At 68.5% G+C, this 19635-nt stretch carries 17 protein-coding genes and 3 pseudogenes; 9 read left to right on the plus strand and 11 right to left on the minus strand.

Annotated features, from left to right (window positions below):
* The 3 genes and pseudogenes from ACWELJ_RS14105 to ACWELJ_RS14115 form a co-directional block, all read right to left on the minus strand.
* Positions 1-516: SDR family oxidoreductase (locus ACWELJ_RS14105; protein WP_452366559.1), on the minus strand; the 516-nt coding region annotated here is incomplete at its 3' end.
* 49 nt (positions 517-565) lie between these two features.
* Positions 566-1584, minus strand: a pseudogene (locus ACWELJ_RS14110) (alcohol dehydrogenase catalytic domain-containing protein).
* Positions 1585-1793: 209 nt separating this feature from the next.
* Positions 1794-2726: a helix-turn-helix transcriptional regulator gene (locus ACWELJ_RS14115; RefSeq protein ID WP_452366560.1), complete on the minus strand. Its 933-nt coding sequence runs from the start codon at positions 2724-2726 to the stop codon at positions 1794-1796.
* Positions 2727-2752: 26 nt separating this feature from the next.
* On the opposite strand from ACWELJ_RS14115, the gene ACWELJ_RS14120 reads away from it, so the two are divergent.
* The 4 genes and pseudogenes from ACWELJ_RS14120 (at position 2753) to ACWELJ_RS14135 (ending at position 6759) form a co-directional block, all read left to right on the plus strand.
* Entirely contained in the window at positions 2753-3487 is a 735-nt protein-coding gene (locus tag ACWELJ_RS14120) for an SDR family oxidoreductase (protein ID WP_452366561.1), read from the plus strand.
* Between the two features lie 167 nt (positions 3488-3654).
* A complete protein-coding gene (locus ACWELJ_RS14125) occupies positions 3655-4506 on the plus strand; it encodes an oxidoreductase (protein ID WP_452366602.1) in 852 nt (283 codons plus the stop codon).
* Positions 4503-5384, plus strand: coding sequence for an aldo/keto reductase (locus tag ACWELJ_RS14130; protein WP_452366562.1), 882 nt, complete (start codon positions 4503-4505; stop codon positions 5382-5384). The genes ACWELJ_RS14125 and ACWELJ_RS14130 overlap by 4 nt, the downstream gene beginning before the upstream one ends.
* A 137-nt stretch (positions 5385-5521) precedes the next feature.
* Positions 5522-6759: pseudogene (locus ACWELJ_RS14135) on the plus strand (thiolase family protein).
* Positions 6760-6838: 79 nt separating this feature from the next.
* Here ACWELJ_RS14135 and ACWELJ_RS14140 read toward each other — a convergent pair.
* Positions 6839-8521, minus strand: coding sequence for an alpha-keto acid decarboxylase family protein (locus tag ACWELJ_RS14140; protein ID WP_452366563.1), 1683 nt, complete (start codon positions 8519-8521; stop codon positions 6839-6841).
* 195 nt (positions 8522-8716) lie between these two features.
* Between ACWELJ_RS14140 and ACWELJ_RS14145 the strand changes: the two genes are divergently transcribed.
* The gene (locus ACWELJ_RS14145) at positions 8717-9139 is read left to right on the plus strand and encodes a CBS domain-containing protein (RefSeq protein WP_452366564.1); all 423 of its coding nucleotides are present in this window, start codon (positions 8717-8719) and stop codon (positions 9137-9139) included.
* A gap of 256 nt (positions 9140-9395) precedes the next feature.
* Here the strand turns inward: ACWELJ_RS14145 and ACWELJ_RS14150 are convergent, their stop codons facing one another.
* The gene (locus tag ACWELJ_RS14150; RefSeq protein WP_452366565.1) at positions 9396-9587 is read right to left on the minus strand and encodes a hypothetical protein; all 192 of its coding nucleotides are present in this window, start codon (positions 9585-9587) and stop codon (positions 9396-9398) included.
* 291 nt (positions 9588-9878) lie between these two features.
* Between ACWELJ_RS14150 and ACWELJ_RS14155 the strand changes: the two genes are divergently transcribed.
* From ACWELJ_RS14155 to ACWELJ_RS14170, 4 genes are all read left to right on the plus strand, one after another.
* On the plus strand, positions 9879-11006 hold the full coding sequence (locus ACWELJ_RS14155) for a carboxylate-amine ligase (protein ID WP_452366566.1): 1128 nt from the start codon (positions 9879-9881) through the stop codon (positions 11004-11006).
* 90 nt (positions 11007-11096) lie between these two features.
* Complete coding sequence (locus ACWELJ_RS14160) at positions 11097-11339, plus strand: hypothetical protein (protein ID WP_452366567.1); 243 nt, start codon at positions 11097-11099, stop codon at positions 11337-11339.
* 111 nt (positions 11340-11450) lie between these two features.
* Positions 11451-11873, plus strand: a complete 423-nt coding sequence (locus tag ACWELJ_RS14165) for a VOC family protein (RefSeq protein ID WP_452366568.1) — start codon at positions 11451-11453, stop codon at positions 11871-11873.
* Positions 11874-12078: 205 nt separating this feature from the next.
* Entirely contained in the window at positions 12079-13449 is a 1371-nt protein-coding gene (locus ACWELJ_RS14170; RefSeq protein WP_452366569.1) for a dihydrolipoyl dehydrogenase family protein, read from the plus strand.
* A 72-nt stretch (positions 13450-13521) separates the two neighbouring features.
* Here the strand turns inward: ACWELJ_RS14170 and ACWELJ_RS14175 are convergent, their stop codons facing one another.
* The 6 genes and pseudogenes from ACWELJ_RS14175 to ACWELJ_RS14200 form a co-directional block, all read right to left on the minus strand.
* Positions 13522-14307 (minus strand): SDR family NAD(P)-dependent oxidoreductase, encoded by a 786-nt coding sequence (locus tag ACWELJ_RS14175; protein WP_452366570.1) that lies wholly within the window; start codon positions 14305-14307, stop codon positions 13522-13524.
* A 28-nt stretch (positions 14308-14335) separates the two neighbouring features.
* A complete protein-coding gene (locus ACWELJ_RS14180) occupies positions 14336-14581 on the minus strand; it encodes a hypothetical protein (RefSeq protein ID WP_452366571.1) in 246 nt (81 codons plus the stop codon).
* A 152-nt stretch (positions 14582-14733) separates the two neighbouring features.
* The gene (locus ACWELJ_RS14185) at positions 14734-15456 is read right to left on the minus strand and encodes a hypothetical protein (protein WP_452366572.1); all 723 of its coding nucleotides are present in this window, start codon (positions 15454-15456) and stop codon (positions 14734-14736) included.
* A gap of 147 nt (positions 15457-15603) precedes the next feature.
* Positions 15604-15804, minus strand: a pseudogene (locus ACWELJ_RS14190) (universal stress protein); the annotation flags it as partial.
* 139 nt (positions 15805-15943) lie between these two features.
* Positions 15944-18697, minus strand: a complete 2754-nt coding sequence (locus ACWELJ_RS14195; RefSeq protein ID WP_452366573.1) for an AAA family ATPase — start codon at positions 18695-18697, stop codon at positions 15944-15946.
* A 42-nt stretch (positions 18698-18739) separates the two neighbouring features.
* On the minus strand, positions 18740-19618 hold the full coding sequence (locus ACWELJ_RS14200) for an alpha/beta fold hydrolase (RefSeq protein ID WP_452366574.1): 879 nt from the start codon (positions 19616-19618) through the stop codon (positions 18740-18742).
* Between the last annotated feature and the right edge of the window lie 17 nt (positions 19619-19635).

Here is a 19635-nt window from a genome sequence, read left to right on the forward strand (position 1 = left end):
GGCCGCACCGACGGCGGCGGACACATCCGCGGCGGCCATCGGCTGCACGGCCGCACCCGACAGCCGCACCGCGCCGTCGGCGGTGGCGGAATCGGCGATCTGCCCGGCGAATTCGAAGAACTGGGTGGCGCGCACGATCGAGTACGACAGCGCGGAAGCTGTGATCAGCTCCTCCTGCGCCACCTTCGCCCGCAGGTACCCGGACTCCGGCAGGCGGTCGGTGCCCACCACCGACAGCGCCACGTAGTGCCCGACGCCGGCGGCACCGGCGGCATCGAGAAGGGTTCGGGTGGAGGTTCGGAAGAACTCCATGACGTCGTCGTCCTGGAACGACGGCGAGTTGGAGACGTCGACCACCACGTTCGCGTCCTGCAGTACCTCCTTCACGCCCTCGCCGGTGAGCGCGTTCACTCCCGTGCTGGGCGCGGCCGGAACCGCCTCGTGGCCACGTTCGACGAGGCCGGCCACGACCTTCGAACCGATCAGCCCGGTGCCACCGATAACGACGATCTTCACTGCCCACTCCTTCCACTCGAGCCCTTGCGGTGCGGGTTCCGGGACGCGATCACAGTCCTGTTGTCAGGACCACGCGGAACCGGGCTTTGCCGCTGAGGGCGTGGCGATATGCAGCGGGCGCGTCGTCGAGCGACCGCTCCTCGATCATGGCCCGGATGCCGGTCATGGCCGCGAAGTCGAGGGTGCGCTCGACGTCGCGGGCGGTGCCGGCCGGGTGCCCACGCACCGCCCGGGACTGAAAGATCAGCTGGAACGGACTGACCGGGATCGGCGTCGGAACCGCGCCGATGACGATCAGCTCGCCGTCGGTGGACAGGCCGTCGATCGTGGCGGCCATCGCCTCCGAGCTCGCGGCGGTGGCCTGCACGACGCGGGCGCCGCCGAGCCGGCGGAGTTCGGCGGCGACATCCTGGGTCGTGGAGTCGATGTAGTGCCGGGCCCCGAGTTTCGTGGCGAGCGGTTCCTTGTCCTCGCCCCGCGCGATCGCGACGGTGTCGAAGCCCATCTTCGCGGCGAACTGGACTCCGAGGTGCCCGAGCCCTCCGATGCCGAGGATCGCGACCAGATCGCCGGGACGGGCCTGGCTACGGCGCAGCGAGTTGTAGGTGGTCACGCCGGGCAGGCCATCGGTCCGGCATCGACCGCGGTGAACCCGTCGGGGATGCGGGCGATCGCGCTGGCCGGCACGACCACCGCTTCGGCGTATCCGCCGCGATACTGCCAGCCCGGCACCTGGAGGTTCTCGCAATGCATGAAGTCCCCGTCACGACAGTGGTCGCAGTACAGGCACGCACCGCCGAACCAGCCGACGGCCACCCGATCGCCGGGACGCCAGCGGGCAACACCGTCGCCGACCGCGTCGATACGACCCGCGATCTCGTGGCCGGGCGTCAGCGGGAACGTCAGGCCGGGCAACGCATTGGTGACGAACGCATTGTCGGAGTGGCAGATACCGCAGGCTTCGACGGTGACCCGCACCTGTCCCGGCCCCGGATCGGGTATTTCGCGAGTGGTCAGGAACAGTTCGCCGTCCGGGCGGTCCACCTGGACGGATCGGATGCTGGGCATCAGCGGAACTCCCTCCGGCTGTGAGCGGGCGTGCCATGCAGTTCGCGCAGAATCGCTACTGAGATCGATTGGCATCGAACAGAACTGCCTGAGCGCGGTCCTGTCCGTCACGGTCCTCCGCCGGACCGCCGGGGCACCTTCGAGGGTAATGCCCCCACCCACCCGGGTCGATACGAACACTCGTTCGACAGCCGGGGCGTTGCCGATTCTCAGAGTGTTCGCAGGGCCTTGTCGGATGGGGATCCGGGCTCGACGGTGTAGAGCCCGAGGGTTTGATCGAGATCGCCGCTGGGCGTGAAGGCTTCGAAGCCGAGGCTGAGTTCCCCGGCGGTCGGGTGGCGGTAGCGCTTGGTGCCGAAGGTCGGCCGATAGACGTCCTGCCGGGACCACCAGCGCCGGAAATCCGGATCGTCGGACAGTTCGCCGACCAGTGCGGAGAGCCTGGGATCACGCGGGTGGTGGCCGGCGTAGAGATGCAGCATGCCGATGTTCTCGCGAGCTGTCTCGGACCAGTCGAGGTAGAGGTCGCGGGCGGCGGGGTCGAGAAACATGAACCGGGCCATGTTCCACTCACCGGCCGCGGCGTCGTCGAAGCCGGGGTAGAAGGTGCGCGCCAGGCGATTCATCGCCAGTACGTCGAGCCGGTGTCCGAGAACCATCGCGGGGATCTCGGTGATGTTGTGCAGAACCCGCAGCAGACCGGGACGTACCTGCTGGAGGGCCGGTGGTGGCTGTGGGCCGGCGGGTTTCGCCAAGGCGAACAGGTGATCGCGTTCGGTGTCGTCGAGCCGCAGCACGCGTGCCACCGCATCGAGCACCGCGGCGGAGACATGGGTGTTGCGGCCACGCTCGAGCCGCACGTAGTAATCGACGCTGACCCCGGCCAGCTGTGCGACTTCCTCGCGGCGCAGGCCCGGCACCCTGCGGATCCCCGGATGCGGGGGCAGGCCGGCGGCCTCTGGGCTGATACGCGCCCGCCGAGAGCGCAGGAACTCCCGAAGGTCGGTTTCGATCACGGTTGCCCAGGCTAACGGCACTCGGTGCGCAGCGGGGGTACATCCGTGCCCCCGGTACGTCGTACCACGGGAAAAACCGTAGTCTGCCGGCGACTTCGCGGCGGTGGTGTGCTCAATGGGTCCCATCCACCACCGACGGAGGTCGTAAGGAAATGAATGAATCCAAGATCATCCTGGTGACCGGAGCATCCAGCGGTATCGGCGAGGCCACGGCTCGCCGGCTGGCCGCCGCCGGCCATCACGTCGTCCTGGGCGCGCGGCGCACGGACCGCTTGGCTCAGCTGGTCACGGAGCTGAAGGACGCCGGATACGACGCCGAGTACGCGCACCTGGACGTCACGAACCTGGATAACGTACGCGCGGTCGTGACCGACGTGCGCGCCCGCCATGGGCGGGTCGATGTCCTGGTCAACAATGCCGGTGTCATGCCGCTGTCGATGGTCGAAGACCTGCGGGTCGACGACTGGAACCGGATGATCGATGTCAACCTGCGCGGTGTGCTGCACGGCATCGCGGCGGTGCTGCCCTCGATGCGCGAGCGCAGATCAGGGCACATCATCACTATCGCGTCCACCGCCGCGGACCGCGTGGACCCGACCGGAGTGGTGTACTCGGCGACCAAGTACGCCGTCCGCGCCATCTCCGAAGGGCTGCGCCAGGAGACCTCCGATATCCGGGTCACCCTCGTCAACCCCGGGCTCACCCACACCGAACTCACGCACTCCGGCGGTGCGCCCGAACTGCAGAACGCGATCCGCGAAGCGCTCGCCACAGCCGGTCTCGACGCCTCCGCCATCGCCGCGGCCATCGACTACGCCGTCGGCCAGCCCGATGGCGTCGACGTCAACGAGATCGTCGTCCGCTCGACCACGTCGCTGCAGGGCTAGAAAGGCGCAATCGTCACGGTCTCCGGCCGCACCGAGCCGATGAAGTCGATCATCGCCTCGCGATACACGGTGCCGTGAACGGGGCGATCAGCCCCGGAAAGTCCCTATGGCACAGCGGCCACGGGGACAAAGCCTTCCCCGGACCAAGGAGTTACGCCATGCCGACGATGCACCCGAGAACCTGGTTGATCACCGGAAGCTCCCGCGGTTTCGGCCGCAGCCTCGCCCGCGCCGTCCTCGCCGCCGGCGACACTCTCGTCGCCACCGCGCGAAATCCTGTGGACGTCAGCGATCTCGCCGACGAATTCGGCGCACGGGTCCTGCCGTTCCCCCTCGACGTGACCCGGCCCGAGCAGGCCCGGCTCGCTGTCGCCGCGGCGGTCGAGCGTTTCGGGCGGCTCGACGTGGTCGTCAACAATGCCGGCTACGCCAATCTGGACTCGATCGAACACATCGCGGAGGACGATCTGCGCGCCCAGGTGGAAACCAATCTGTGGGGCGTCGTCAACGTCACTCGTGCCGCGCTGCCGGTACTGCATCGCCAGCGCGCCGGGCACATCATCCAATTCTCATCGATCGGAGGGCGGCAGGGCTCGCCCGCACTCGGTGCGTACCAGCTGTCCAAATTCGCGGTCGGCGGATTCTCCGAGGTGCTCGCCGCAGAGGTCGCTCCGCTGGGCATCAAAGTCACGATCATCGAGCCCGGCGGCTTTCGCACCGATTGGGCCGGCATGTCGATGCGCACCCCACTGGCCCTGGACCCTGATTACGAGCCCACCGTCGGGGCGATGATCACGCGACTGCGTGACAATCACGGCCGGGAGGACGGCGACCCCGACCGCGCCGCCCAGGTCATACTCGACCTCGTCGGGCTCGCGGACCCGCCACTACGACTGCTGCTGGGCAGCTATGCGCTCGAACGCGCCGCCGACATCCTCGAACGACAATCGGCGTCCGATCGGAAATGGGCATACCTGAGCAAGCGAACCGACTTTCAACCTCTGGACGGCGTGAAATGACAAGCGCGGCAACCGAAAACATCACCATCGGCGGCGAGTTGACCGTCGGCCGCGTCGGCTACGGCGCCATGCGGCTGACCGGGCCGAAGGTCTGGGGCGAATACCCCCACCGAGAACACGGAATCGCGCTGCTGCGCGCCGTCGTGGAGCAGGGCGTGACCTTCATCGACACCGCCGACGTCTACGGTCCGCACTCGAATGAGGAGCTCATTCGCGACGCACTGCACCCCTATCCGGACGATGTGGTAATCGCCACCAAAGGCGGCTTCGTCCGCGGCGGTCCCGAGTACAGCGATATGGGCGCGGTCGGGAACCGGAACTACCTGCGGCAAGCGGCCTACATGAGCGCTCGCCGACTCGGCTTGGACCACCTCGACCTGTACTACCTGCACACGCCGACAATGACCGACGCTCCCTACGAGGACATCATCGGCACCCTCGCGCAGATGCGTGACGATGGGCTTATCCGCCACATCGGACTGTCCAACGTCGATGCCGACCAACTGCGCGTTGCGCTCGACATCACCGACATTGCCGCTGTCACAGTGCATTACAACGTCGGCGAGCGTCGCGGCAGCGCCGTCCGGCAGCTCGCGCAGCAATCGGGCCTCGTCTTCTCGCCGTGGCATCCCGGGGCTCTCCCCACGGGCGAGAAGGGCAAGCCGTTCCACCGCGTGATCGATCCCATCGCCGCCGAACACCACGCCACACCACAACAGATCGCCCTGGCCTGGCAACTGCACCGTGGCGGCCAGTCGCTCCCCATCCCCGGTACGACCAGCATCGAGCACCTGAAGGAGAACCTCGCCGCCGCGAACATCGAACTCTCCCCGGCCCAGGTCGCCGCCATCACCGCCCTTGTCCCCGAAGACTATTGAGGCAGACTACGCGTCAGGGCCGCGGCGCGCCCCGGTCCGCGCCGTTGTGACGGATTTCCTCGGGGTCGGGGCAAGATCGGAAGCGCAACGGCGGCTCGCGCGTTGGGACCTCGAGGACACTGTCGAAGGAGATCATGATGGCGGAAGCGTATGTGCTCGGTGGTGTTCGGACCCCCTTCGCCCGGTACGGGGGTTCGCTGTCGCACATTCGGACCGATGACCTGCTGGGGATGACCATGAAGGGGGCGTGCGAACGCGTCGGCGTGGGTCTCGATCAGATCGAGGACATTGTCGCGGGGTGCGTCAATCCGGCCCACGAAGGGATGGGGGATGTCGCGCGGTGGGCGGCGCTGGCGGCGGGGTTCCCCGACACGGTGGCCGGGTGACGATCAATCGGTTCTGCGGATCGTCGCTGAGTGCGACCGTCAATGTCGCGCACGCGATCAAAGCGGGGGATCTGGGCGTCGGGATCGCCTGTGGCGTCGAATCGATGTCGCGGTCGGGATGGGCGTACATGAAGGGCGACAGCCCGTTCGGGCCCCGTGGCCCGGTCGTCCTGCTCGACACCATGTGGGCGGGCGCGGGCGGTCCCGCCAATCCGGCGCTGCTGGCGCGCAACGCTTACATCGGGATGATCGAGACGGCGCAGAACGTCGCCGACCGCTACGGGCTGACCAGGGAGGAGATCGACGCGTTCGCGCTGCGCACGCAGCGAAATGCCAAGGCGGCCAGGGATTCCGGACGGCTGGCCAAGGAGATCATGCCGGTCGAGATCGGCGCGACGAAGAAGACCCCCGCCCGCCTGTTCGAGCACGACGAATTCATCCGCGACGACACCACCGCCGAGAAGCTGGCGGCGCTGCCCCCACAGCCGGGGACGACGCAGATGACCGCGGCGAACTCGACTCCCCTGACCGACGGAGCCAGCGCGCTGGTGCTGGCCTCGGGTGAACGAACGGCCGAACTCGGCGTCGAACCGCTGGCGCGGGTGGTGTCGTCCGCGGTGTACGGGATCGATCCGCACTACATGGGTCTGGCACCGGCGTGGGCGTTGCCCCTGGCGATCCAGCGCGCGGACCTGACCCCCGAACAGATCGACGTGTGGGAAGTACACGAGGCGTTCAGCGCTCAAGCCCTGGGCGTGCTGCGTGAACTGCCCAACCAGCTCGACGGCTTCGTCATCCCCGACGAGAAGCTGACGCCGAACGGCGGCGCGGTGGCGATCGGTCATCCGTTCGGCGCCACCGGCGCCCGCTACGTCCTGACGCTGGCCACCGAACTGCGGGAACGCAATGCGCGCTACGGCGCGATCGGAGTCTGCATCGGATCCGGCCAAGGAGTCGCCATCGTCCTCGAAAACCCGTCCGCCACCTGAGAAATCAGCGGCGGCGGACCCTGCTTCACCGTCGGAATCGGAGCCGGCCCTTGGACGGAAGTCCGACCGGCCGGTGAGGTCATACCGGCCGAAGCTGGTTGCCTGCGTGGTGTTGCGGGCCGCGGGGCCCGTAGTCGAGTTCGGCTCCTCGGTTGCTGCTGGCGGTGACCGGAGCGGGAGAATCGAAGGGATCCATGATCGATTCGATGAAGATCAAGCTGTCATTGGGTGCGGAGAGGGCGTGGTGCAGGTCCGCGGGAGTCTTCGCGACGAATGATCGTGCCGTGGTGTCGGGGCGAAGCACTTTCGGCAGATCCGCGTACGCCCACGGGGCGATGTCGTTGTAGGACTCGGTCTTTCCGAGGTAACCGCGCTCGATGGTGTATCCCCCATTGTTGATCAGGAAGATCACCGGCTGGTGGTCGTGCCGCAGGATGGTCGACAGTTCCTGCGCGGTCAGCTGGAACGAACCGTCGCCGACGAACAGCAGATGGCGGCGGTCCGGCGCCGCGGTCAGCGTGCCGAGCAAGGCCGCGACCGAGTATCCGATCGACCCCCAGTTGACCGATCCGACGAAGGTGCAGCCCCGCGGGAGTTTCAGGCCGAAGAGGGCATAGGAGGTGCCGTTGTCGACGAGCAGTACATCCCCGGGCCGGATGTAGTCCTGGATGGCTTGCCAGTACGCCGCCTGCGTCAGCTCGGCTGACCGGTCGGTGCGAGTGCGTGGCGGCGCTCCTACCGGCCGAGGCGTCGCGCGATCGGTCACGCGCGGCACCGCGTCGATGACGCCGCGCAGGACTTCCTGCAGCGATACCGCCTGGTAGTTGTCCTTTCCGACGTCGGCCGAGTGCGCGCGCAGGTGGATCGTGTCGGCGGGCAGCGAAACGGTGAAGTCGCCCGTGGTCGCTTCGATGGGTCGGTATCCGATGCAGAGCAGGCAATCGGCGGCCTGCATCGCGTCGAGCGTGTGCCGCGCACTCGCTTCGCCGTTGTAGACGCCGGCGTAATAGGGAAACGTTTCGTCGATCACCGCCTTGGCGGTGTTGCTCACCGCCACCGGAATTCGCATCTTCTCGGCGAGTTCTGTGACCTGCTCGGCGACGCCGAACCGGTCCGCGTCCAGATCCACCAGAATCGCCGGCGACTTCGCGGCGGACAGGTGGGCGGCGACCGCGGCGACGCACGAGCTCAGCCGTTCGGGGTCGCTGGATGGCTGTTCGAGGACCAGCGGCTCGACCGGAACCTCGATCTCCAGGTAGGCGATGTCGGACGGCAGCTCCAGGTACACCGGCAGCTTCTCCCGCCAAGCGGTGAGGATGAGCCGGTCGATCTCGAGGGTCGCGTTGCTCGGGGTCAATCTGGCCTGTGCGGCGGTCACCTGCGCGAACGCGCCGAGAAAGCGGTCCCAGGTCCCATCGGCCATCGTGTGGTGCATCCCCAGGCTCCGATCGATGGACCTGAGGGGAATCGACCCGCAGATACAGACCACGGGAACATGTTCGGCATAGCAGCCGGCGATTCCATTGATCGCACTCATCGCGCCGACAGCGTTCGTCACCAGGAGAGCGCCCATGCCTTTCAGCCGTGCGTAGCCGTCCGCCGCGTAGGACGCGTTCAGCTCGCCGCAATTGCCGACCCATTCGATGCCGCCGCGTTCTTGGAGCTGCTGGAGAAATTCGAGGTTGTAATCCCCGGGGACCCCGAAGAGGTGGCTGATCCCGGCCTCCGACAAACGACGCAGCAGAAAGTCACCGATCGTCATTCGTCGCGTTTCGCGTTTGGACATCGCGACAATCGCTTTCCGACACCCTCGCCACGTGACCGGATCCTCACCAAAGATGCGGAATGGTCACGTCTTCGTGATGCTTCGGAATCTCGTACCTCCGGCGATGAGCGCGGAGAATTAGGGCGCTTCATCCCATTGCTCAGCACCAGCTGGATATGAGGAGGTAGCTCTATGACCACGGCCCGCGACATCATGATGCCCGGTGCGCAGTGGATATCCCACGATCAGACCGTCGCCGACGCGGCAGAGGTAATGGCCGAGCTCGACGTCGGATCGGTGGTTGTCGCCGATGAGAACGAACGAATGGTCGGCATCATCACCGACCGCGACATCGCCGTGAAGTGCGTGGCCCGGGGACTGTCCCCCGAGGACACCCGAGCCAGTGAACTGTGCGAGGCCACACCACGCTGGGTGGCCGACGACGCCGACGTCTCCGAGGTGCTCAGCTCGATGGAGAGCCACCGGGTCAAGCGGATGCCGGTGATCGACGGGCACAAGCGGATGGTCGGCATGATCAGTGAAGCCGATCTGGCCAGGCATCTCGACGAACACACCCTCGGGGAATTCGTGACCGCCATCTACGGAAGAGCGTGAGCCCCGAAACCAGCGATCGGCTCTGGAGGAGGTGTGAGCTGAGGCCCGCCATCCGCGCCCGGAGTTGCCGGTGTGGCCGATCGTGTAGGTGCCCGCGCCCTTCGGCGGCCAGGCAATTGGCGACTGACGGCGGAATTCGTTGGGCGACTCGGCAATTGAGCGCATAACGGTCGTGCGAACTGATCGCACGCCTGGCGGCCCGGGCGTCACGTGGTGAGCGCCCGGGCCCAGCCCGGATATCCCTCCGGAAGGCGACCTATGTGGCGACCGGCGGCTCGTCGGTGTGATGCATGATCGCGTCCCACCACGATTCGAGCCGGCTCGGATCCGGCCAGCGCACCACCGGCACATCATCGTCGGAACCACGGGCGATGGCGGGCGGCGTCCGGCGCAGGCCGACCCGCCGAGTGGGTCGGTGGCTGTGGGGTTCGTGCGGGCTTGCTGTCATGGCGCACCTCCGAATCCTGGCCCGACGCCGGTCGCACCGGGCGGGCTGGATTCTCAACTCGCGGCGGCGGTGTACGCCGAGGTCGGCCGCGCGCGAGTGGGTCTGTGCCACCGCAGAGGGGGGCCGACCTGCCCCACACTAGGCGTTCAAGGTCAAGGGCGGGCCACGGTCGGCCCAATTCCCCGCGAACTGTCCCCGATTCACCGGCTCGCGCCGGTGCCTGCGACGGCTCGCCCACCGTTGACGCTCCTGCGAACCAGGAGTTCGGAATCCGGGAGTAGCGTCATGGAAATGGACGCGGCCCAGTCGACCGTCGGCGTCGAAGAAGAGTTTGTGCTCGCGGACCGCGTGACCGGTGCGCCCGCCTCGAAGAACTCCGAGGTGGCCCGAATCGCGGCGGATCGTGGAATCGATCTGAAACTGGAACTCACCCGATGTCAGGTGGAGACGAACACCCGTGTGCACACCCGCACCGACGAGTTGATTCAGGAATTGCGCGATCTGCGACTCGGGGTGGCGTCCTGCGCCGAGCAGCAGAACACCCGGTTGCTCGCGGTGGCGATTCCGCCGACCGTGCCCCACGAATTCTCGGTGACCGACACACCACGGTATCGGCGAATCGCGGCGGACTTCGGTTTGCTCGCCCATGAGCAGGGATTGTGCGGCTGCCACGTTCACGTCGCTGTTCCGGACAAGGAAACCGCCCTCCAGGTCAGCAATCACCTGCGCCCCTGGTTGCCATTGTTCCTGGCGCTGACGGCGAATTCCGCGATCCACCGGGGCGTCGAGAGCGGGTTCGCCAGTTGGCGACACGTCCTGTGGCAGCGGTGGCCCAGCGCCGGACCGCCACCGTATTTCACGTCGACGCAGGATTACGACGCCATGATCGCGCTGCTGGTTTCGAGCGGCAGCATTCTCGACGAGACAATGGTGTATTGGGACGTTCGTCCCTCCATCAAATACCCCACCGTCGAGGTCCGGGTCAGCGACATCCCCGCCACGGTCGAGGAGACCGCCCTGCTCGCCACCCTGGTGCGTGCCACGGTCATGACCGCGCGAATGTCCTTGGAGCAAGGCATCACCGGATCCCCGGTATCGCACGAGCTGCTGCGCGCCGCGTACTGGAAAGCTGCCCGTTTCGGTCTCGACGGCACCGGCCTCCACCCCGGAAACGGACGTGTGCTCCCGGTGCACGTGCTGCTCTCGGAACTCGTCGATCACATCGGACCGGCACTCGAGGAGCTCGGCGACCGCGAATTCGTCACCACCGGCATCAATGCCGTGCTCGGCCGAGGCAATGGGGCATGCCGCCAGCTCGCGGCCTTCCGCCTGCGTCGAGACGTCAGCGATGTCGTCACCGAGCTGGCGAACGCCACCCTCGAAGGCTGCCACCGCCACCCCGCCGACGTGCGTTCCTGATCCGCCCGAGGAGGCCGACATGTCCGAAGACATCCCGGAAACTCCGTCCTGGGTGCCCCCACCGAGCTCGACCTGTCGGAGGTAACCCTCATGGTGCAGGATTGGGGTGGCCCGATCGGGTTCGCGGTCGCGACGCGGCACCCGGATCGGTTCTCCGCGTTCGTGATCGGCAATACCTGGGCCTGGCCGAAGTCGGATCCGGGGACGCGGGTGTTCGCCCGGATACTGGCCGGCCCCATCGGTGACTACCTGATTCTGCGTCGAAACTTCTTCGTCGAGCGGCTCATCGCCGCGATTCGGGAATGGGCGGCGCGTAACGGCGACGAGGACTGAACCGGCGGCAGCACCAGGTGCCGGCAGCAGCTGTCGGTCGCACCGATTAATTTGTGCGCGCGGCTCCGTCAGCATCCACGACCCCGGTTACCGCGAGGAAGAAGGACAACCATGACCACCGGAAAAGATCTCGTACTCACCCACGTCGCCGTCCTGGTCGGCGACCAGCAGCAAGCCCTGGAGTTCTACCGCGACGTGATCGGCCTCGAGGTCCGCCAGGACATGTCGTTCTTCGGCGACCTGCGCTGGCTCACCGTCGGCCCGGCCGCCCAGCCCGGCATCGAGTTCCTGCTCGAAACCCCCACCATGAACCCGAACGAGGCCGCCGTGCAGGCCAACCGCGCCCGCCTGGAAAGCCGCGCCATGGGCACATTGATCTTCCTGACCGAGGACGTGGATGCGACGTTCAAGCGCCTCGAAGCGGCCGGTGTGCCGGTCGAGCAGCCCCTGATCGACCAGCCGTACGGCGTGCGCGACTGCGGCTTCGCCGACCCGTGGGGCAACCACCTGCGCTTCTCCCAGCCGCAGGGCTGATCCGGTCGAGGCCTCCCCATCCGGCCAGTGCCCCGGGGAACCGCCCAGGGGAAACCACCGGTGCGAGCCGGACCCAGCGGAGCGGATTCTGGACCGAGACAGTAATCCGCACGAGAGGAGCAACGGCGATGGATACTCGATCCGATCGGTCCGAGACCTTCGACCAGCAGCTGGGTCGGCACGACGACGAGCAGGGAGTGGGAGCGTGAAGGACTACGACGTCATCGTCCTCGGCGGCGGCTCGCCGGGCGAGCACTGCGCGGGTGAATTGGCCGACGGCGGATTGCGGGTCGCCGTGGTCGAACGCGATCTGGTCGGCGGCGAATGCTCGTACTGGGCATGCATCCCGTCCAAGACGCTGTTGCGTCCCGGCGAAGCCGTCCAGCAGGCGCGGGAAGCCCAGGCGCGCGCGGAGATCGATGTGGCGGCCGCGCTGGCCTGGCGAGACTTCATGGTGTCGGACTACTCCGACACCGGCGCCACGGGCTGGCTGTCGAGCAAGGGCATCGACCTGATCCGCGGCGCCGGACGGCTCGCCGGACCGGGTGTGGTCGAGGTCGGGGGTGTGCGCTACACCGCCGACCACATCGTCATCGCCACCGGTTCGGAACCGAACCTGCCGCCGCTTCCCGGTCTGGCCGGATTGCCGGACGTGTGGACCAACCGCGAGGCGACGAGCCTGACCGCCGTTCCCCGCCGGCTGCTGGTGCTGGGCGGCGGGCCCGTCGGCGTCGAGATGGCGCAGGCGATCCGCCGGCTGGGCGCCGACGTCGTGCTGGTCGGTGGCCGGACCCACCTGTTGCCGCGCGAACCCGCACCGCTGGGCGAGGGTCTCGCCGAGATCCTGACCCGCGACGGCATCGAGGTCGTGCTCGGCGTGCGCGCCACCGCCGTGCGTCGCGACGGCGCGGACTTCGTGCTGAGCCTCGGAGACGGCACCGAACGCCGTGGCGACCGGCTGCTGGTGGCCACCGGCCGCACACCCCGAGTCCACGGAATCGGGCTCGAGACAGTCGGTATCACCGCCGAGGCGACCGGCATCCCCGTCGACGGCAGTCTGCGCGCCGCGGACGGCGTGTGGGCCGTCGGCGATGTCAACGGCGTGCGCCTGCTGACCCATGTGGGCAAGTACCAGGGTGAGGTCGTCGCATCCAATATTCTCGGCGAACCCCGCGAAGCCGACTACCGGGCCATCCCGAACGTCGTCTACACCGATCCGCAGGCCGCGTCGGTCGGTGTGGTCCAGGACCGATTCAGTGCGACGGTCCGGCTGGCTGATGTGGCCAAGACCGCCACCTTCACCCGCGACTACGCCGAGACGCCGGCGTTCCTGACGCTGCTGAGCGACGGCGAGCGGCTGACCGGCGCCTACGCACTCGGACCCGAGGCCGGCGAATGGCTGCAACAGGCCACCCTCGCCATCCGGGCGCAGGTGCCGCTGCGCGTCCTGCGTGATGTGGTGCAACCGTTCCCGACCTTCTCCGAGGCGTACGTGGCCGGGCTGAAGGAATTGCGCGCCAAGATCACCGAAGCCCGGGTCCCGAGCCTGACCGATCGACACCCCGGCGCTAGCTGAGACACGGCCGCGGCGGTTCGGTATCGGGTCTCGACAGACCTCGGCACGCGGCCCCGGCAGGCCTCGGTCGGCTCAGGTGGTGGTGATCAAGCCGCCGTCGATCACGAAGTCCGAGCCGGTGATGTTCGCGGCGCGCGGGCTGGCGAGAAAGACGGCGAGGTCGGCGATTTCGTCGGGGCGGGTGAACCGTCCGGTCACCGATGCGGCCGCGGCGGATCGCGCGACGGTGTCGGCTTCGTTGCCGGTCGCGGCGGCGATCGTCTGGGCGACACCGGTGTCGCCCAGCCACAGGTCCGTCGCGACGGGTCCGGGACTGACGGTGTTGACCCGGATGCCTTGGGGGCCGAGTTGTTTCGAGAGTGACTTCGCGGTGTTGGTGAGGGCGGCTTTCGCGGCGCTGTAGTCGATCACCGCGGGGTCGGCGAGGGTGGCGTTGACCGAGCTGATCATGATGATGCTGCCGCGACCGGCGCCGAGCATGGCGGGCAGCAGGGCGCGGGTGGTGCGGATCGCGGCGAGCAGATCCAGGGTGAGTGTGTCCAGCCAGTCCTCATCGGTGACGTCGAGGAAGCCGGTCAGCCTCGGCGTGACGCTGCCGACATTGTTGACCAGAATGGTTGTGTCGCCGAGCTTCTCGGCGGCCGCGGCCACGTCGATGGCGCCCTGGGGTGTGGCGAGATCGGCCTCGACGGGGTGCACCCGGCCACCGTCGGCCAGCGCACGCAGCTCGTCGCCGGTGTGGCGGGCACCGGCCACCACGATCGCGCCCTCCTCGACCAGGGCCCGGGTGATGGCCAAACCGATACCTCGGCTCGCGCCGGTGACCACCGCGAGCGCGTCGGTGAGCCTGAGATCCATGGGGATCCTCCTCGGTCCGGTGGGCTGTTCACAGGCCCTGGTCGGCCAGCCAGGCGAGCACCGCGTCGGCGACGTCCTTCCAGCCGCTGTCCACGGTGAGGGAATGGCCGCGGCCCTCGAATTGGCGCAACTCCGTGACCGCGGTGGAGTCGCGGTACTGCTTCAGTGTGGACCGCGTGACCACATCGGGCACGGTGTTGTCCTCGAGGCCCGAGATGAGCAGCAGCGGACCCCGATCCGCGTTGCCGGTTCGATCCCTCTCTGCACGAGCCAATGCATCGGCGGTGCCGGAGGTTCGGCAGCGCGTCGGCATACTTGCACTCGAGCATGCAGTTTAATCCGGAACAGTGCGCGTCGCCCCCATCTTCGGGCTGCGGACCAGCCGGACGGCCGCGGCCACCGGGTCGCGGCCGCGGCCGTGCCGGGTCAGCTGACCTTCACATTGTCGAGGTCGATCGAGACCAGCACCGGATCGTCGATGGGATGTCCGTTCGCGTCGCGGCCGAAGACGACACGCTTGGTGGGTACGACGATGCCGCCGACTGTCGCGAAGTCGCTCGAGTAGTGGGCGGCAGGCGAATTCGCCGAGATCTCGACCGAGTAGTCGCGCCTGCGGATCAAGCCGTCGGCATCGATGTAGAGCACCTGGTCAGCGCTGTGGGTGGCGATGGAATCCGGGTAGCGGACAGCCAATCGCCGCCAGGTCTCGCCTTCCTCGTGCCAGGTGCTCAGTTGCTCGGTGTGGACGCCGGGCAGGGTGAGCGAATACGGCTCGGAAAGGTAGGTCCACATCGCGTAGCCCGAGAAATAGGCCAATTGCAAGGTCGACCAAGGGGTTTCCAAGACGTGCCCGGCGAACGAGTCGCGCGGCGCGGTCAGTTCCTCGACCGTGCCGGTCGCGGGGTCGTCGGATTCGATGGCCACCCGGTCGGGGCGGAACGTCAGTCGAATGTCGGGCGTGGCCGCGGGCCGGAGCCAGGTGCGCTGTTCGGGCAGCCGGACCTCGACGGTCGAATCGTCGATGATTCCGTCGACGCCCTTGAGCGCCCACAACACCCCGCCGACGCGCTGATGCACCGAGATGGCGTCGATCCGCCGCCAGCGCTCGATACCGCCGTACGCGCCGATCACATCGTCGAGAAGATCCATGGCAGTCGCTCCTTGTCTCGCCCCGCGGGAACTTCCCGCGATATGAACCACGGTCCGTCAAACCGGTCATGCTTCGCGCCAGTGATCACCCCTGGCCCCGGGCCCGTGCGATGCGCGCCAGGGATCCCCAGCCGGTGCGTGCGCCTGGTCGGGCCGGATGACGAGGATCGGGACGGGCGCGGTGTGAACCAGAGCGGAGCTGGTGGAACCCAGCAGCATGCCGGGGAAACCGCCTCGCCCATGACTGCCGACCACCAGCAGCTGCGCCCGCTCGGACTCCTCGAGCAGGGCGTGAACCGGCCTGTCGCGCAGCAGGATTCGGCTGACCTGAACCTCGGGGAACTGTTCGGGGTGCCGTCGATGCCGACCAGCACCGGTTGACCGGCCGAGATCAGGTCCGGCGGCAGCGCCGCCGAGGTGATGATCCGCAGCGGCCGGCCGTACCGTGTGGCCTCGACCGCGGCCCAGGCCACGCTGTGTGTCGGGATCAGGTGGCGCGCGCGATCTCGCGGTCCGGGAGCGCGTCGCGCAGCTCGCGTCGTGAGCTGATCCCGAGCTTGCCGAAGACCTTGCGCAGGTGCCATTCCACGGTGCGGGCGCTGATGTAGAGCTCGCCGCCGATTTCCTGGTTGGTGCGGCCGTCGCGCGCCATACGGGCGATCTGGCCCTCCTGCGGGGTCAGGTCGTTGAGCGTGTCGGAGGTTCGCTTGCGAACCTTCTCCCCCGTGGCGAGCAGCTCGTGGCGGGTGCGCTCGGCGAATCCGTCGGCCCCCATCGCGACGAACTCCTCGAAGGCCGCCTTCAACTGGACACGAGCGTCGCTGCGGCGGCGTTCCCGGCGCAGCCACTCGCCGAACAGCAGACGCGCCCGCGCGAGCTCGAACCGCAGGCGGGTGCGGCCGAGATGCTCGACCGCCTCGGTATAGGAACGCTCGGCCGCGTCGCCGACGCTGACCAGGGCTCGCGAGCGCGCCAACAGCCCTGCCGCCCAATCCGATTCGGGAACCATCGCATAGGCGGTCAACCTGTCCAGCGCTCGCATCGCGGCTTCGGTCGCCCCGCTGCGAACGGCGGCCTCCACCAGATCCGGTAGCGCCTGCGCGGTGAAGGGGCCGAGGTTGCCCTCGCCTGCCCGGACCGCGGCGTCGAACGCCAGGTCGTAATGGCCGAGGCCGAGGTGGAGCAGCGCGGTCGCGCGATCGGTGATCTGCAGACCGAGTCCTTCGCCGCGAGCCGTCGCCTCCGCCGCCGCGGTCGCGATCAGCGGTGCGGCCTGGGCGGCGTTGCCCTGGTAGGCCAGCAGGAACAGGTCGCCGTACGACGCTCGCTGCGTTCCGGTCACCTCCTTGACCCGTTGCTCCTCGAGACCGAGCTCGCGGGCGTGCTCGACGTCGCCGCGCCACAGCACCACCACGCGATGGGCGTTGAGCGCGTTGGCCAGCGGCGCCAGCGCGCCGGCTTCCCGTGCCAGCGCCACATGCCGGCTGGTGGCCGCATCCCATGCCTCGAAGTCCCACAGGGACAGGGCCGCGTTCGCGATCAGCACGCCGCGGCGCAGGAACACATCCGGGGCGACACCGGTGTCGAGGAAGGACCGCACGGCCTGCCGGAGCGCGGGCGCCGCGGCGGCCGTTCCGTCCGTGACCAAGGTGGCCAGTCCGGGGCCCAGCGAATCGATCGGGCTCGCGGGACTCGCGGGCGGCGCCGAGCGGGCGGCCCGCGAGACCAGGGTCAGGTCGCCGTCCGGATGCGCCAGGCGCCCGGCGACGAGCGCGGCGCCCCAGGCGTCCAGGTAGGTGTCGCGGGCCAGCCTCGGGTCGAGGGACTCGAGCCGGCGAGCCGCCCGCACCAGTGCGACCGGAGCCTCGCGACCCGATCTCGCCGCGCGCCCGATGAGCCCCCGCACGAGATCCGCGCGGGCGCGTTGCAGGTCGTCGACCGCATGGGCCTCGGCTTCGGCGACCAGTCCCAGGGCCGTGTCGTAGCGGCCCGCGTCGAGGTGGGCCTGCGCGGCGTCCAGGGTGCGTTCGGTGCGTTCTCGCGCATCGGCGGTGAGCGCCGCGGCCCGCTGCAGGAACGACGCGGCCGCGGCGACTCCGCCTCGCGCCCTGGCACATTCGGCGGCGTCGTACAGTGCGGCCGCGAGGTCCCCGTCGGGTCCGGTGGCCGCGGCGGCGAGATGCCAGACCCGGCGTTCGGGCTCGGTCTCGGCATCCAGGGCAGCCGCGAGCGCGGCGTTCACCGCGCGACGCTGCTCCGGCGTGCCGGCACTGTAGGCGGCGCTGCGGATCAGCGGATGGCTGAACCGCACTTGTTCGCCCACCTCGAACAGGTGCTCCTCCTCCGCGGGCGCCGCGGCATCCGGTCCCAGGCCCAGCGACCGAGCGGCCCGCCACAGCACGGTGGCGTCTCCGGTGGGTTCCGCGGCGGCCAGCAACAGCAGCAAGCGGGTCGAGTCGGACAGCTCCCGGACGCGCCGCACGTAGTGGTCGTGGAGGTTGCCCGCCCCGATCGCCGGGAACGCGAATCCGCCCATCAGCTCGGCCTTTCCGCGCTGGGCCAGCTCCAGCAGGGCCAGGGGGTTCCCCTGGGTCTCGGCGACGATCCGATCGCGGACCCTGCGATCGAGCTGTCCCGGCAGGATCGCGGTCAACAGCGCGGCGGCCTCGTCGTGACCGAGACCGGACACCGAAAGCGCCGGGATGCCCGCGAGCAGTCGCTCACCCGCGGGCTCGCGGACCGCGAACACCATGAGCACCGACTCCGCCGCCAGCCGCCTGGCCACGAAGCCGAGCACCTGGACCGATGCGTCGTCGACCCATTGGGCGTCGTCCACCAGGCACACGACCGGCTGATGGGCCGCCGCCTCCGACAGCAGTCCGAGCACCGCCAGCCCGACGACGAACTTGTCCGGCGCCTCCCCCGCTTCATGCCCGAAAATCACTCGGAGAGCCCGGGATTGGGGATCGGGCAGCGCGGGAATCAGATCGAACATCGGCAGGCACAGTTGGTGCAGGGCCGCGAACGGCAGCTCCAGCTCCGACTCGACACCCGTCACCTGGACGACGCGGCAACCGGTCGCCTGCTCGGCGAGATACTCCAGCAGCGTCGTCTTGCCGATGCCGGCTTCGCCGCGCAACACCAGCGCACCGCTCTCACCGGTGCGCGCGCGGCGCAGAGCGTCGTCGAGGCGGTGGCGTTCTTGCGTGCGACCGCGAAAGGCGGTGGTCCGTGCGGCCATTCCGCCACATTAGCCACCGCCGTCGCGTTGAACCGCACACTTCTAGGCGGCAGGTCCGGCGAGGAACTCGTCGACCAGCGTCGCGAACTGGCCAGGGTACTGGAACAGGAACCCGTGGGCGGCGTCGCTGAAGATGCGCAACCGCGCGTTCGGCAGGTGGTCGACGAGCAGCTGCGAGTTCACCGTGGGGATCATCAGATCGTTGTCGCCGGCGGCCACGAGCGTCGGCTGGGTGATACCGGCGAGACGGGCCAACCGGCTCGGGTCCGGGATTCCCCATTCCACGATCGCGTCGTACTGGGCGCGCGTGACATCGGGTCCGTTCTGCCGGTCGGCATTGTCGGTGCGGCTGAAAATGCGCTGCACATAATCGATTCCGAGGGCGCGGCTGCTCTCGGTGACCCCGAAGAAGATGTGCAGCAGATCCTCGAGACCGTTGTCGGCCTGGTTCGCGGTGCGCTCGATGTCGAAGGTCCAGCCGTGCATCTGGCGACCGGCGCGCGGTCCGGTACCGGCCAGCACGAGCCGGCGCACGACCCGCGGGCGCAGCAGTGCGATCTCCTGGGCGACCATGCCGCCCAGCGAGAACCCGAGCAGGTCGACCTCGCCGAGGTCGAGGGCGTCCAGGAACGCGATCGCGTCGCGCGCCATCTCGGTCACCGTCACCGGGACCGTGCCGGTGGACAGGCCGACCCCGGTGTTGTCGAGCAGCACGACCTCCCGGTGCTCGGCGAGGCGGTCGACCAGGATCGGGTCCCAATTGTCGAGGTTGCCCCGGAAGTGCTGCAGGAACACCAGCGGCGGCCGGTCGGTGGCGGCGTTGCCGAAGCGGCGGTAGGCGTAGGTGACGCCGTTCGCGGCGTCGATGGTCTGGATCGGGGCGGTCAGCTGCGACGGCCCGGCGATCTGAGTGGTGGTCATCGGTGTCTTCCTCTGCT

This window comes from Nocardia sp. NPDC004582 (assembly GCF_053602115.1).

Bases quoted from the DNA above. Each gene is read 5' to 3' on its own strand.
- ACWELJ_RS14125 (WP_452366602.1), top strand. From the start codon at position 3,655: ATGCACCCGAGAACCTGGTTGATCACCGGAAGCTCCCGCGGTTTCGGC.
- ACWELJ_RS14115 (WP_452366560.1), bottom strand. From the start codon at position 2,726: ATGGGACCCATTGAGCACACCACCGCCGCGAAGTCGCCGGCAGACTAC.
- ACWELJ_RS14155 (WP_452366566.1), top strand. From the start codon at position 9,879: ATGGACGCGGCCCAGTCGACCGTCGGCGTCGAAGAAGAGTTTGTGCTC.
- ACWELJ_RS14140 (WP_452366563.1), bottom strand. From the start codon at position 8,521: ATGACGATCGGTGACTTTCTGCTGCGTCGTTTGTCGGAGGCCGGGATC.
- ACWELJ_RS14195 (WP_452366573.1), bottom strand. From the start codon at position 18,697: ATGGCCGCACGGACCACCGCCTTTCGCGGTCGCACGCAAGAACGCCAC.
- ACWELJ_RS14145 (WP_452366564.1), top strand. From the start codon at position 8,717: ATGACCACGGCCCGCGACATCATGATGCCCGGTGCGCAGTGGATATCC.
- ACWELJ_RS14175 (WP_452366570.1), bottom strand. From the start codon at position 14,307: ATGGATCTCAGGCTCACCGACGCGCTCGCGGTGGTCACCGGCGCGAGC.
- ACWELJ_RS14165 (WP_452366568.1), top strand. From the start codon at position 11,451: ATGACCACCGGAAAAGATCTCGTACTCACCCACGTCGCCGTCCTGGTC.
- ACWELJ_RS14200 (WP_452366574.1), bottom strand. From the start codon at position 19,618: ATGACCACCACTCAGATCGCCGGGCCGTCGCAGCTGACCGCCCCGATC.
- ACWELJ_RS14150 (WP_452366565.1), bottom strand. From the start codon at position 9,587: ATGACAGCAAGCCCGCACGAACCCCACAGCCACCGACCCACTCGGCGG.
- ACWELJ_RS14130 (WP_452366562.1), top strand. From the start codon at position 4,503: ATGACAAGCGCGGCAACCGAAAACATCACCATCGGCGGCGAGTTGACC.
- ACWELJ_RS14160 (WP_452366567.1), top strand. From the start codon at position 11,097: ATGGTGCAGGATTGGGGTGGCCCGATCGGGTTCGCGGTCGCGACGCGG.
- ACWELJ_RS14185 (WP_452366572.1), bottom strand. From the start codon at position 15,456: ATGGATCTTCTCGACGATGTGATCGGCGCGTACGGCGGTATCGAGCGC.
- ACWELJ_RS14120 (WP_452366561.1), top strand. From the start codon at position 2,753: ATGAATGAATCCAAGATCATCCTGGTGACCGGAGCATCCAGCGGTATC.